Source organism: Bradyrhizobium sp. JYMT SZCCT0180 (assembly GCF_018130165.1).
Taxonomy (GTDB): domain Bacteria; phylum Pseudomonadota; class Alphaproteobacteria; order Rhizobiales; family Xanthobacteraceae; genus Bradyrhizobium.
The window spans coordinates 21175-34202 of record NZ_JAFCLZ010000030.1 but is presented as its reverse complement, the minus strand read 5'-3'; the positions used below and the strand labels follow the sequence as shown (position 1 = coordinate 34202).

Annotated in this window: 11 protein-coding genes and 1 pseudogene; 5 read left to right on the top strand and 7 right to left on the bottom strand. The window is 62.4% G+C overall.

What is annotated here, in order from left to right; all coding sequences use genetic code 11:
* The first annotated feature begins 25 nt into the window (after window positions 1–25).
* Window positions 26–760 (top strand): phosphorylase, encoded by a 735-nt coding sequence (locus JQ641_RS33310; protein ID WP_349628665.1) that lies wholly within the window; start codon window positions 26–28, stop codon window positions 758–760.
* Window positions 761–891: 131 nt separating this feature from the next.
* On the opposite strand, the gene hpnH is transcribed toward JQ641_RS33310, so the two are convergent.
* Together hpnH and ispH are read right to left on the bottom strand one after the other, a co-directional pair.
* Window positions 892–2052, bottom strand: coding sequence for an adenosyl-hopene transferase HpnH (gene hpnH / locus JQ641_RS33305; protein ID WP_192737364.1), 1161 nt, complete (start codon window positions 2050–2052; stop codon window positions 892–894).
* 46 nt (window positions 2053–2098) lie between these two features.
* Window positions 2099–3025 (bottom strand): 4-hydroxy-3-methylbut-2-enyl diphosphate reductase, encoded by a 927-nt coding sequence (gene ispH, locus JQ641_RS33300; protein WP_212000570.1) that lies wholly within the window; start codon window positions 3023–3025, stop codon window positions 2099–2101.
* A gap of 445 nt (window positions 3026–3470) precedes the next feature.
* On the opposite strand from ispH, the gene hpnN reads away from it, so the two are divergent.
* A complete protein-coding gene (gene hpnN, locus JQ641_RS33295) occupies window positions 3471–6059 on the top strand; it encodes a hopanoid transporter HpnN (protein WP_212000568.1) in 2589 nt (862 codons plus the stop codon).
* Here the strand turns inward: hpnN and JQ641_RS33290 are convergent.
* Window positions 6027–6725 carry a DUF2147 domain-containing protein gene (locus JQ641_RS33290; RefSeq protein WP_212000566.1) on the bottom strand — a complete coding sequence of 233 codons (699 nt, stop codon included), beginning with the start codon at window positions 6723–6725 and terminating at the stop codon, window positions 6027–6029. The two genes, hpnN and JQ641_RS33290, sit on opposite strands and share 33 nt — an antisense overlap.
* On the opposite strand from JQ641_RS33290, the gene JQ641_RS33285 reads away from it, so the two are divergent.
* From JQ641_RS33285 to JQ641_RS33275, 3 genes are all read left to right on the top strand, one after another.
* Window positions 6664–6828, top strand: coding sequence for a hypothetical protein (locus tag JQ641_RS33285; RefSeq protein WP_192737455.1), 165 nt, complete (start codon window positions 6664–6666; stop codon window positions 6826–6828). The genes JQ641_RS33290 and JQ641_RS33285 overlap by 62 nt on opposite strands.
* Before the next feature lie 3 nt (window positions 6829–6831).
* Entirely contained in the window at window positions 6832–8223 is a 1392-nt protein-coding gene (gene hpnO, locus JQ641_RS33280; RefSeq protein WP_212000565.1) for an aminobacteriohopanetriol synthase HpnO, read from the top strand.
* Between the two features lie 141 nt (window positions 8224–8364).
* Window positions 8365–8769, top strand: a complete 405-nt coding sequence (locus JQ641_RS33275) for a GFA family protein (protein ID WP_212000563.1) — start codon at window positions 8365–8367, stop codon at window positions 8767–8769.
* A gap of 36 nt (window positions 8770–8805) precedes the next feature.
* Here the strand turns inward: JQ641_RS33275 and JQ641_RS38780 are convergent.
* The 4 genes and pseudogenes from JQ641_RS38780 to JQ641_RS33255 all read right to left on the bottom strand — a co-directional run.
* Window positions 8806–9669 (bottom strand): annotated as a pseudogene (locus JQ641_RS38780) (Rossmann-like and DUF2520 domain-containing protein); the annotation flags it as partial.
* 18 nt (window positions 9670–9687) lie between these two features.
* A complete protein-coding gene (locus JQ641_RS33265) occupies window positions 9688–10530 on the bottom strand; it encodes a class II aldolase/adducin family protein (RefSeq protein WP_212000561.1) in 843 nt (280 codons plus the stop codon).
* Window positions 10531–10540: 10 nt separating this feature from the next.
* Window positions 10541–12226 carry an acyl-CoA dehydrogenase family protein gene (locus JQ641_RS33260; protein WP_212000558.1) on the bottom strand — a complete coding sequence of 562 codons (1686 nt, stop codon included), beginning with the start codon at window positions 12224–12226 and terminating at the stop codon, window positions 10541–10543.
* Window positions 12223–12870, bottom strand: a complete 648-nt coding sequence (locus tag JQ641_RS33255) for a TetR/AcrR family transcriptional regulator (RefSeq protein ID WP_212000553.1) — start codon at window positions 12868–12870, stop codon at window positions 12223–12225. The genes JQ641_RS33260 and JQ641_RS33255 overlap by 4 nt, the downstream gene beginning before the upstream one ends.
* Between the last annotated feature and the right edge of the window lie 158 nt (window positions 12871–13028).

The following is a 13028-nucleotide window of genomic DNA, read 5'->3' as shown; positions in this document are numbered from 1 at the left end:
TTGGGGGGCGGGGGCCGCCGCGATCGTGGACAATTCGAGTGACCTCAATTCGGGTGATCTCAATCAAATTGATCCGCGGCCGGTTTTGATCGTTACAGGCTTGGTACAAGAGGCCCGCATTGCGGCCGGTCCAGGCATGATCGTGATCTGCAGCAGTAGCGATCCGCAGCAATTGCGCGCGCTGCTCGCGACACTGGATTCATCGACATTCAGGGGCGTCATCTCCTTCGGCGTCGCTGGCGGGCTCGATCCGTCGCTGAAGTCGGGCGATGTCGTGGTCGCGACCGAGGTTCTGGCCGGCGATACCCGTTTTCTGGCCGGTCTGGCGCTCAACGAGGAAGTGATTGCCAGCGCCGCGCTGCGGCGGCGTCGCGTGATTCGTGGCGGTCTGGCCGGAGTGGAGCAGGTGATCGCGGCGACCGCCTGCAAGGCCGCGCTGCATTCGGAGACGGGGGCTGCGGCCGTCGACATGGAAAGCCATATCGCGGCGGCCTATGCGGCCAAGGCAGGCATTCCGTTCGCGGCACTCCGCGTCATCTCTGATCCTGCCAGCCGCTCGCTGCCGGCTTTGGCCAAGAGCGCAATCAAGCCGAACGGCGACATCGACCTGCGCAAGGTGCTGCGCGGCGTCGCGCGCAATCCGAGGACGTTGCGCGCGCTGGTGTCCACGGGCATCGATTTCAATCGTGCGCTGCGTTCGCTGCGCGGCTGCCGCGGTTTCATCTCCGGCGGCGAGGGGCTGGCTGCGGCCAACGCCTGACGACCGCTGAATTAGTTCGCTGCAATGAAAAATGCCGTCGCATGTGCGACGGCATTTTTGTTTTGTGCTCTTCGTTTTGAATCTCAGCCTTCACGCAACGCGGGCTGGCCGCGTTGCGCTCTCGGTCGCCCTCAGGCGGCCGTGGAGGCTTTCTGCTGCTGCTTGGCGGCTGCGGCAGCCGCCTCGTCCTTGCGGATCTCCGACAGGCGCTTCTGTACTTCCGATGAGAAGATGTACTGCGCCGGACGCTGTTTATCGAGGTTGATCTCCGGCGCCATCGGACCTGACGTCCGGACGCCGCGCAGCGCCACCCACATCGCCTTCAACGGATTGACCAGCGCGGCATTGGCGGCGGTCGGCTCATAGCCGCAATGCGCCATGCAGTCGGCACACTTCTCGTATTTGCCGGTGCCGTAGGTCTCCCAGTCGGTGGTCTCCATCAATTCCTTGAAGGTCTTGGTGTAGCCCTCGCCGAGCAGGTAGCAGGGCTTCTGCCAGCCGAAAATGTTGCGCGCCGGCATGCCCCACGGGGTGCATTCGTAGCTCTGGTTGCCGGCCAGGAAGTCGAGGAACAGGCCGGAATGCATGAAGTTCCACTTCTTGCCCTTGCCGAGGGCAAAGACGTCGCGGAACAGCTTCTTGGTCTTGGTGCGGTTGAGGAAGTGCTCCTGGTCCGGCGCGCGCTCATAGGCGTAGCCCGGCGACATCGAAACACCGACACCGAGTTCGGTGGTGAAGTCGAGGAACTTGGCGATCTCTTCCGCCGCGTGCCCGTCGAAGATCGTGGCGTTGACGTTGACGGTGAAGCCGCGCGCCTTCGCAGCCTTGATCGCCGAAACCGCGCGGTCGAACACGCCCTTCTGCGACACCGCCTTGTCGTGGTGATCCTTCAGGCCGTCCAGATGCACGGAGAAGAACAAATAGGGCGAGGGCTCGAACAGATCGAGCTTCTTTTCCAGCAGCAGCGCGTTGGTGCAGAGCGAGACGAACTTCTTGCGCGCCACGAGGCCGCGCACGATTTCGCCGATCTCCTTGTGGATCAGCGGCTCGCCGCCGGGGATCGCCACCATCGGTGCGCCGCATTCATCGGCCGCGTCCCAGCACTCCTGCGCCGACATGCGGCGATTGAGGATCGCATCGGGATAGTCGATCTTGCCGCAGCCGACGCAGGCGAGGTTGCAGCGAAACAACGGTTCGAGCATCAGCACCAGCGGGTAGCGCTTACGGCCAAGCAGCTTTTGCTTGATCAGATAGCCGCCGATACGCAACTCCTTGAAGAACGGTATTGCCATTACAGGATTTCTTTCTGGACCTTAGTCGTCGTAACTCGTGAATGGATCAGCCCGCAGTCAGTTCGGCTGGAAGCCGGAATTCGATATTTTCTTCCCTCCCAGGAAGCACCGATACCGTGACGGGTCCGATACGCCTCAAAGCCTCGATCACGTCGTCGACCAAAACTTCGGGCGCCGAGGCGCCCGCCGTGATGCCGACGGCTTTCGCATCCTTAAGCCAATCAGGGTTCAACTCGCTGCCATCGGCAATGAGATAACTCGCGACCCCGACCTCGGTGCCGATTTCGCGAAGCCTGTTTGAGTTGGAACTATTGGCGGCCCCCACCACCAAAATGACGTCCACCAGTTTGCTCAGGTCCCTTACCGCAGATTGGCGGTTCTGTGTCGCATAGCAGATATCCCGGATGTCGGGGCCTTGAATATCTGTAAAACGGGCCTGAAGGGCCGCAATTATGTCCTTTGTGTCGTCAACACTCAGTGTTGTCTGGGTGATATAGGCCACCGGGGTGTCGATCGGCAGCGTCAGGGAGGCCACATCGTCGACGTTTTGGACCAAAAGGACGGTTCCGGGAACCTGACCCATGGTTCCCTCGACCTCGGGGTGGCCGGCATGGCCGATCAGAATCAGGGCCCGGCCCTTCGACATATACCGTTTGCCCTGATTGTGGACCTTGGTGACGAGGGGGCAGGTGGCATTGAGGACGGGCAGGCCGCGGGCGGCAGCCTCCTCCTCGACGCTGCGGGCCACGCCATGGGCGCTGAACACGGTAACGGCGCGCGGTGGAACTTCCGACAGGTCCTCGACGAAGATCGCACCCTTGTTTTTCAGGCTTTCGACCACGTATTTGTTGTGCACGATCTCGTGACGCACATAGACCGGCGGGCCGTATTTCTGCAGCGCACGCTCGACGATCTCGATGGCGCGCACGACGCCCGCGCAAAATCCGCGGGGCTGCGCAAGATATACTTCCATGGGACGCTCATTACCCAAGTTGCACCAAATTCAAACAAATGCCTTCGCGCAGTCAGTCCTGCCGGGCCCGGCCGAACAAACTGCAATAACCGCACCACCGTTCCGGGGGTAATCCACCCAAGCACATGGAAGCACAGGGCTTTGTGTCAAAAAATTAGCGTCTAGAAAAGCCGGAACGCAAAAGGCCGTGTTCGGCTTGGGGGCGACGGAAGTATCATAATACCTGAATTAAGTGCCATTCCTCACCGTTTCGTCACTTTCTCGCCCGCACTGGGCGTCTATATGGGGTTTCTCAATGCCATTTCGGCCCGTTTTGCCTTCTCTGAGCGGGCCTTTCTGACAGTAACCACAACAATAGATCGCCCGATGTAGATCGCCCCCGGGAACTCCGCTAGACAGCGGACGTTTTCGGCAAGCTCCCTATTAAGACTTAGAAAGAAATGATGTGCTGACCAGCCTGGTTGTCTCAATTGTTAGAACGTGCACGCGGTTTGCCACCCTCATCGTCGTCGTCTCGCTGCTCCTCGCGATTGGCGCGGGCTTCTATGCGGCCCGCAACTTCGTCATCAATACCGACATCAACACGCTGATTTCGCCCGACCTGGACTGGCGCAAGCGCGACAACCAGTTTGAGAAGGCGTTCGATCGCGAAAAGCTGATTTTGGCCGTCGTCGAGGGCCCGACCCCCGAGCTCACCAGTGCCGCCGGCAAGGCGCTGGCCGATAAGCTTGCGGGCGACACCAAGAATTTCGAATCGGTGCAGCCGCTCGGTTCCGGCGAGTTCTTCGAGAAGAACGGGCTGCTGTTCCTGCCCGTGGAGGAGGTCGGCAAGGTCGCCGGCCAGCTCGAAGCCGCCGCGCCGCTGATCGAAATCATGGCCGGCGATCCGTCGATCCGCGGTCTGACCGGCGCGCTGGAAACCGGCCTTGCCGGCATCAAGCGCGGCCAGGTCAAACTCGACAATACGGAACGGCCCTTCAACCAGATCTCGCAGACCGTCGAGAACATCCTGAGCAAGGGAACGGCGACGTTCTCGTGGCGTGAACTCGTCAGCGACAAGCCGCTCGCCGATTCCGACAAGCGCGCTTTCATCGAATTCAAGCCGAAGGTCGACTACAACGCGCTCGAGCCCGGCAAGGAAGCCACCGACGCGATCCGGCAGGCGGCCAAGGACCTGAATTTCGCGGGCGAGTATGGCGCGCGCGTGCGGCTGACCGGACCGATTCCGATCGCCAATGAGGAATACGCCACCGTCCAGGACGGTGCGATCGTCAACGGCATCGGCACCGTCGTGATCGTGCTCGTGATTCTCTGGATGGCGCTGCATTCCGGCAAGATCATCTTCGCCGTGTTCGTGAACCTGTTCGTCGGCCTTGCCATCACCACGGCGGTCGGCCTGATGATGGTGGGTTCGCTCAATCTGCTGTCGGTCGCGTTCGCCGTGCTGTTTGTCGGCCTCGGCGTCGATTTCGGCATCCAGTTCAGCGTCCGCTATCGTTCGGAGCGCTTCAAGAACGATGATCTGGTGCTCGCGCTGGAGAGCGCGGCCCGCCGCTCGGCGGTCCCGCTGTCGCTCGCGGCGATGGCGACTGCCGCCGGTTTCCTGTGCTTCCTGCCGACCGATTACAAGGGTATTTCCGAACTCGGCAAGATCGCCGGCGCCGGCATGCTGGTGGCGTTCATTACCAGCATCACGACGTTGCCGGCGATGCTGACGCTGCTCAACCCGCCCGGTGAAAGCGAGCCGGTCGGCTACGCCTTCCTGGCGCCGCTCGATGATTTTCTCGAGCGCCACCGCGTCATCATCATATCAGGCACGATTTTGGTCTCGCTGGCCGGTCTGCCGCTGCTCTACTTCATGAAGTTCGACTTCAACCCGATCAATCTGCGCAACTCGCAGGTGGAGTCGATCGCGACCTTCCTCGATCTGCGCAAGGATCCGAACACCGGCGCCAACGCCATCAACGTGATGACCAATTCGGACGCCGACGCCAAGAAGATCGAGGCGAAGCTGGAGAAGGTGCCGGAAGTGCTTCGCGTGATGTCGCTCGACAGTTTCGTGCCGGAGGATCAGCCGGCCAAACTGAAGCTGATCGCGCAGGCCGCCAAGGTGGTGGGCCCCGCGCTCAATCCGGATTCCGTCGATGCGGCGCCGACCGATGCCGAGAACGTCGAGGCACTCAAGAGTTCGGTCGACAACCTGCGCAAGACCGCCGGCGACGGCAAAGGCCCGGGTGCGGTCGCAGCACGGCGGCTGGCTGATGCGCTGTCGAAGCTGGCCGAATCAACGCAAGCGGTCCGCGACAAGGCGCAGAATGTTTTCGTCATCCCGCTCAAGATAACCTTCGACCAGCTCAAGAACACGATGCAGGCCCAGCCGGTCACGTTGAAGACCTTGCCGCCCGAACTCGTGAGCAGCTGGAAGACCAAGGACGGCCTGATGCGCGTGGAGGCGCTGCCGAAGGGTGATCCGAACGACAATGAAGTCCTGCGCAAGTTTGCCGATGCGGTTCTCGCCGCCGAGCCGACTGCGATCGGCGGACCGGTCTCGATTCTCAAATCCGGCGATACCGTCGTCAAGGCATTCATCCACGCCGGCATCTGGGCGTTGATCGTGATCAGCGTGCTGCTCTGGCTGGCGCTGCGGCGGGTCGCCGACGTGCTGCTGACGCTGGTGCCGCTGCTGGTGGCCGGCGCGGTGACGATGGAGATCTGCGTGCTGATCGGGCTGCCGCTCAACTTCGCCAACATCGTCGCGTGGCCGCTGATGCTCGGCATCGGCGTCGCGTTCAAGATCTATTACGTGACGGCATGGCGCTCCGGCAGAACCAACCTGCTGCAGACCAGCCTGACGCGCGCGATCTTTTTCAGCGCGCTGACGACCGCCACGGCTTTCGGAAGCCTGTGGCTGTCCAGTCATCCCGGCACCGCCAGCATGGGTAAATTGCTGGCGCTGTCGCTCATCACCACGCTGGCGGCGGTGCTGCTGTTTCAGCCTGCGCTAATGGGCAAACCGCGCGATATCGGGGAGTAGGCAGATATCGCCGACGGGATCGGCGGCCGCCTGCTTCTGGCCGCCGACGGGCTTTTGACCCGGCGCCGGGTTCACGGCACCGGTGGTCTTCGGCGCGGCGGTTGCCGCCGGCGAGCCGGGCGCGGGCGTCAGACCCGGCGCCGTCGCCGAGCCGCCAGCCTTCGGTGCCGCACCTGCCTGATTTTTCGGCGCGGCGCCCTTGGCCATGCTGTTGCTGGGGCTTGAGGGTATAGGCGGCCCGACGCGGGTCCAGGTTTCGCCGCCGCACAGGAAGCCGAGCACGCAGCCTTGAATCTCGAGCTGGTCGGTTCCGATCGGCTTGATGGTCGAGCTGTAAGACTGTCCGTCCTTGGCGTTGTAGACTTGGCCTTCCCACGCATCGACGCCGGGTTTCTTCTTCATGTTGATCAGGATCGGCATGCCGAGCGTCGGTCTGCTCTGCTTTGAGGCATCCGGATTATTCGTATCGCGGCCACCCGGCGTCTTCTCCCAGGCGACGGCACCCCACATGTTGCCGTTACATTGTGCTACGCGAATGTTGGCGACGCCGTCGGCCACTTTCCAATCGCCTGTGGGGTCGGCGGCCAGTGCGGAAGTAACACCTGTGGCAAAAATGAATCCGGAAAAAACTATTCTGCGCGCGACAGTTCTTGGGCAGTGCAACATGGTTCAAACCTATGCTTATGCTTATGTAGATGATCCGAGAGGGGTCAAAACGCCGCATTGGGCGTTTTCAGTTGACGAAATGGCCATCAACCGACGTATGTAGCGAATGCTAAGTTCAAATCTAGACGTTTCCGAGATGTTTGTGGAGCGCCAGGCGCAACGCAGTTCCATGCACTCGCGCCATTTGAACGAGCAGCTCGTCCGCGTGCTCAAGACGATTGGCTATGATGTCGGCTTTCAGAAGGGTCAAGGTCAATACCTCTTCGATCGTGACGGGGCCCGTTATCTCGACCTACTGAGCGGATTTGGCGTTTTTGCGATTGGCCGCAACCATCCGGCGTTGCGCCATGCGTTGAAAAGCGTGCTCGACGCCGATTTTCCGAATCTGGTGCAGCTCGACGTCTCGACGCTGGCCGGGGTGCTGGCGGAACGTCTGTTCGAGCATGTGCCATATCTGGACAAGGTGTTTTTTGCCAATTCCGGCGCCGAAACCGTCGAAGCGGCGATCAAATTCGCCCGTGGCGCCACCGGGCGGCCCGGCATTGTCTCCTGTTCCCATTCCTTTCATGGATTGTCCTACGGCGCCTTGTCGCTGATGGATGATTCGAACTTCCGCGGCGGTTTCGAACCGCTGCTGCCGGGATGCACCCAGATCCCGTTCAACGATCTCGCCGCCCTTGAGCAGGCTTTGTCGTCGCGTCAGGTCGCCGCGTTCATCGTCGAGCCGATTCAGGGCAAGGGCGTCAACCTGCCCACCGACGAGTTTCTGCCGGGCGCGCTTGCGCTGTGCCGCAAATACGGCACGCTGTTCATTGCCGATGAAATCCAGACCGGGATCGGCCGCACAGGCAAGTTTTTGGCGGTCGAGCACTGGAACGTCGAACCCGACATGGTGCTGCTGGCGAAAGCGCTATCGGGTGGTCACGTGCCGGTCGGCGCGCTGCTGACGCGCAAGAGCATCTTCGACAAGATCTTCAATCAAATGGACCGCGCGGTCGTGCACGGCTCGACCTTTGCAAAGAACGATCTGGCGATGGCGGCCGGTATCGCCACGCTCGAAGTGATGAAGGCGGAAAAGCTGGTCGAGCAGGCCGCCAAGCGCGGCGCCGAACTTCGGCTCGCGCTGACGCGCATGGTGCCCGGCTACGAATTGCTGAAGGAAGTGCGCGGCAAGGGGCTGATGATCGGTATCGAATTCGGTCCGCCGAAATCGCTGCGGCTGAAAGCATCCTGGAACGTGCTCGAGACCGCCAACAAGGGCTTGTTCTGCCAGCTCATCACGGTGCCGCTGTTCAAGGATCACAAGATCCTGACCCAGGTCTCCGGCCATGGCAGCCACACCATCAAGCTGCTGCCACCTCTTGTCATTACTGAAGAAGACTGCAGCTGGATCGAAAAGGCGTTCGACACCGTCATCGCCTCCAGTCACAAAGTGCCCGGCGCGATCTGGTCGCTCGGCAAGACGCTGGTCGACAACGCCGTGCGGAAGTCGGCGTAACGCCGACGCGCGACACGCAATCGTCATAGAGCAACTGGAAGATCGCTTCTGAATTGCGCGCGGCGTGCATGCGTTTATGCCGCAGTTTTCGGTTGATCCGCGCCATAGTATTCTCTTTCCGAAATCATGCGGAGAAGACTGATGCGCATTACCGGCGGCTGTCATTGCGGCCAGATTCGTTACCAGGTGGACGGCGACCTGATCGTTCATGCGTTGTGTCATTGCGCGGATTGCCGGCGGCACGCCGGCGCACCGATGGTCGGCTGGGCGATGTACGCCGAAGACGCAGTCAAGGTGACGCAGGGCGAGCCGAAGGTCTACGCGTCTTCCGAACACGGAAGGCGGCATTTTTGCGCCCATTGCGGCACCGGCCTGTTCTACGTCAATACGAACATGCTGCCCGGGATCATCGACGTGCAAAGCGGCACCTATGACGATCCCGATGCCGTTCCTGTGATGGCGCACATTCAGGTCGCCGAACGCGTGAGCTGGATGGAGAAGGCGCACGAACTGCCGGTGTTCGACCGCTACCCTCCGCAGACATAGCCGGCCGGCGGATCATCATCCGAAACCTCGATGGCCTCAGGCGTCCGCTTTCGCGTCGATCGCGAGCGTCTCGCCGATGCGTTCGGCGGCAGCCGCGCTCAGGCTGCCGCGGGCGAGCCCGAGCGGAATGTTGCGTTTTGCCAGCGCGCGATAGAGTTGACCTGCATCCGGATTGTACCGGTCCAGCGCCGTGAGGTGCTTGCGCACGGTTCCGATGTCGCCTCTGGCGACACACCCGCCCATGCCGTGGGCGAGGCCGCCATCGCGGACAGCGGAAAGGGTCCCCGCAAGCAGCGGCAGCATCGCATCGAGCGCTTGTTTTTCGCTCGCCCCGAACTTCCGCCACAGGTTCGCGCCTTCGGCGAGCAGCGCGATGAGGAACGGGCCGACATAGTAGGCGGAGGCGTGATACAGCGCGCGCTGTCCAGCAGGCACCTGCACCGGGATGCAACCGATGTCCGATGCCATTCGTTGCAGCGCTTCGAGAAGTTCGGCTTCGGCCTCGACCCCGACGGTGCAACCCGGCAGTCCCTTCAGCGCGACGGCGGGATTGGTGAACATCTGCATCGGGTGGAATCCGCCGATCGAGGCGCCGTGATCTTTCGCATTCTGCAGCGCGTTGATCTCGGTCGCGCCGCTGCAGTGGATGACCCGGTGCCGCGGGCTCCATGCGATGCCGTCTGCCACCGTCGCAATGGCGTCGTCGGCCACGGTCAGCCAGACGAAGTCGCAGGCATCGGCCACCGCCTGCGCGCTTGCAAGCGGCTTTAAGCCAGGCACTTCGCCGGCCATCAGCGCCAGGTCGGCCGCCTTCCGGCTCCAGGCGCCTGTCACCTTGTAACCGGCATTCGCGAAGGCCTGCGCGAGCGTGCGGCCAACGCGGCCGCACCCGATGAAGCCGTGCCTGTTCCTGCATCGTCAACTCCGGAAGGCGGGATCCATGCGATCGAGCTTGCGCAGCAAGGCGTCCCACTCCAGCCCGCCATAACCGCCCGCGTTACCGCGCGCGTCTTCATTGACGGTGGGATTGGTCTCGGCCTCGTTCAGCAGCGTGATTTCGGTGCCTGCAAAGCAGGTCACCGTATTGTCGATGGCGGCAGCGGTCGGCTGATACAAAGGACGGTTGCAGCAGAGCATGTCGACCTGGATGCGGCAGGCGTTCTCCAGCCAGTACATGGCGTTGAAGGCCTGCGGGATGCTGCGGCCGCAGGCGAGCAGCCCGTGATTGCGCAGGATCAGGATGTCGTGGGGGCCAAGATCAGAGGTGATGCGGTCGCACTCCGCCCCGCTGATCGCCGGCCCTTCGAAATCGTGATAGCCGATGCGGCCGAAAAAGCGCATCGCCGTCTGCGACAGCGGCAACAGTCCCTCGCGCAAACCGCTGACCGCCGTGCCGGCGCGGCTGTGCGTGTGGATGATGCACTGCAGGTCCGGCCGGTTCTTGTGAATCGGCGCGTGCAGATAGAAGCCCGCCACGTTGACATTGTAACCATGGTCCGGCTGCAGAAGGGTGGTGCCTTCGACGTCGATCTTGACCAGGCTCGAGGCCGTGATCTCCTCATACAGCATGCCATAGGGGTTGATGAGGTAGTGCTCTGCCGCGCCGGGGATGCGCGCGCTGATGTGGTTGTAGATCAGATCCGTCATGCCATACGCCGCCATCAGGCGGTAACACGCGGCGAGGTGGATGCGGGTTCGCCATTCTTCAGTCGATACCGCGGCTTGTACGTTTGAGATCGGGATGACTTCCATCTTGCCCATCAGGAATTCCTCAGTTGGCAGTGAGCGTGGCGCGGGCGACGATGTCGCCGATATCAGGACCGTTGGCGAGCGTGCCGATCACGCCGGCATGGCGGCTTCCGAGCCGTGAGCTTATGAAGCGATGCGCCACGCTTGCCGGGCTGTGCTTCAACATTTCGCTGGCCTGCAACGCCAGCGCCATGCGCGTGACGATGGCGCGGCCGTTGCCCTCGTCATTGACGCGGGCGCCGAGATCGTCGTTCAGGTCGGACAGGAACTGCCCGTGCGCCCGATCCACCGTTCCCTGGCCGGACACCTCCGTCATGAACGCTTCGAGCGCGCCTTCCTCACGGCTCAGCGCCCGCAGCACGTCCATGCACATCATGTTGGATGTGCCTTCCCAGATCGAGTTCAGCGGCGCCTCGCGATAGAGCCGCGCGATCGGGTTCTCCATGATGAAGCCATTGCCGCCGTGAACCCCGAGGGCTTCACAGACAAAGGTGGTGGCGCGCTGGCAGTTCCAGAATTTTACGACCGGCGTGGCGACGCGCGCGAGCAACCGTTCGCTCTCGCTCAACTGCATGCCGTCGGTCGCGCGCGCGATCCGAAGGGCGGCAAGCGTTGCCGCTTCGCTTTCCAGTGCAAGGTCGGCCAGAACGTTCGCCTGCATCGGCAGGTCGGCCATCCGGTGACCAAAACCGTTGCGCGTCGAGGCGTGGTTGATGGCCAGCGTCAGCGCCTGGCGCATCAGGCCGGCCGATCCGACCGCAAAATCGAGCCGCGTGAGGTGGGCGTGGGACAGTATCTCCCGGATGCCGCCACCTTCCTCGCCGACCAGCATCGCAAGGGTGCGGTTGAACTCGACTTCGCTCGATGCGTTGGAGCGGTTGCCGCATTTGTCCTTGAGGCGCTGCACGAAAACACGATTGGCGCTGCCGTCGGCAAGCAGGCGGGGCACGAAGAAGCAACTGACGCCGGACTTGGTCCGCGCCAGCGTGTAGAAACCGTCGCAGGTGGGGACGGAGAAGAACCATTTGTGCCCGGTCAGCAGATAGACCTGCGCGCCGTTCTCGCTGCCGGCAAACACGCCAATGGTTTGCGTTTGCCGAAGATCCGAGCCGCCCTGTTTTTCGGTCATGGCGTAACCGATCACCGCGCCGGTTTTCTGCTCGACCGGCAGGCGCCTTGGATCATATTGCGTGGACAGCGTCTTTTCGCGCCACAGCGCAAACTCGGGCTTGCCGGCAAAACCGGCGGCGGCGGCATAGGCCATTCCGGTCGGACAGCCGACGCCGCTTTCCACCTGGTTCCAGAGATAACTGAGCACCGCGCGCGCGAAATGGCCCATGGGCTGCACGGCGGTCCAGGCAAGGCTGTGAACACCGTTGCCGAACGCCAGTCCCATCAGTTGATGCCAGGATGGATGGAATTCGACCCAGTCGGTGCGGTTGCCGAAGCGGTCGTGGCTGCGCAGCTGCGGTCCATGTTCGTTGGCCAGCCTTGCGGCTTCCTGAACCTGCGCGTCACCGGCAAGCGCGCCGACCGTCGCGGCGTTGCTGGCGCTCCATGGCGCATGGCGTTCGACCATGTCGCGCAGCACGACATCGCCGGTGAACGCGTTGTACCCGCTGCAGGGACTGGCCTGATTCAGAACCTCGTGGGTTTCGACAGGCGGAAGTTGCTGATCCGCGCGCTGCGCCTGGAGCGTCGCGTTCATTGGGCTCTCCGGGGTTTCTTGAGGCTGGTCAGCTTCGGCGTATTGGCGCGGACCATGCGAACGCACGCGATCGCCACCTGTTCGGCAAGCGCCTCGATCTCCTGCTTCCGGGGTCTCGTGGCGCGTGCGAGCGGCCGGATCAGTGGCTCCATCATGGCGCCGGTCACGCAGGTGGAGATGACGTCGCTCGGCATGTCGATGAATTCGCCGCGGCGGATGCCGTCGTCGATCAGCCGGGCAAACTGCTTGGCGAGCGCATCGCGGTATTGGAGTCTGGCTTCGTCGAGCGCGGGCTCGCAGGGTTCGGCAATCAGGGCGTAGGCCAGGCGGGGCTCGCGCGCGGCCCGCCGTACGAACGTCGCCACGGCGTCATGCATCCGCGAGGTGGCGTCGCCTTCGGAATCGATGATCCCGGCTACGACTTCGGCCTCGCGCTTCGAGACTTCCGAGAGCACCTGCACGCACAGATCGACCTTGGAATCGAAGTAGCGGTAGACCGAGCCGGTCGCGAGACCGGCGCGGCTTGCAATCACGGAAATCTGCGCCGCCGACCATCCGCCCTCGGCGATCAGGTCGCGCGTGACCTTGATGACGTTCTTGAGCGTGTCCTCGATCTGCTGCCGCCGTATCTGCGCTTGCGCCATTGTGAATCCAGGCTTCTAGTATCGTGAATTTATACTCAGGAAAAATGAACCTATATTCATTCCGCGAGCGAGTCAAACAGGCGTGCGCACGCGCGACAGGGTTCGCGCAACGCGGCAACCGTTTCGCGACATCATCGCAAGCGCTGGATTGTGATGGT

Bases quoted from the DNA above. Each gene is read 5' to 3' on its own strand.
- hpnH (WP_192737364.1), bottom strand. From the start codon at position 2,052: ATGGCAATACCGTTCTTCAAGGAGTTGCGTATCGGCGGCTATCTGATC.
- ispH (WP_212000570.1), bottom strand. From the start codon at position 3,025: ATGGAAGTATATCTTGCGCAGCCCCGCGGATTTTGCGCGGGCGTCGTG.
- JQ641_RS33290 (WP_212000566.1), bottom strand. From the start codon at position 6,725: ATGTTGCACTGCCCAAGAACTGTCGCGCGCAGAATAGTTTTTTCCGGA.
- hpnO (WP_212000565.1), top strand. From the start codon at position 6,832: ATGCTAAGTTCAAATCTAGACGTTTCCGAGATGTTTGTGGAGCGCCAG.
- JQ641_RS33275 (WP_212000563.1), top strand. From the start codon at position 8,365: ATGCGCATTACCGGCGGCTGTCATTGCGGCCAGATTCGTTACCAGGTG.
- JQ641_RS33265 (WP_212000561.1), bottom strand. From the start codon at position 10,530: ATGGGCAAGATGGAAGTCATCCCGATCTCAAACGTACAAGCCGCGGTA.
- JQ641_RS33260 (WP_212000558.1), bottom strand. From the start codon at position 12,226: ATGAACGCGACGCTCCAGGCGCAGCGCGCGGATCAGCAACTTCCGCCT.
- JQ641_RS33255 (WP_212000553.1), bottom strand. From the start codon at position 12,870: ATGGCGCAAGCGCAGATACGGCGGCAGCAGATCGAGGACACGCTCAAG.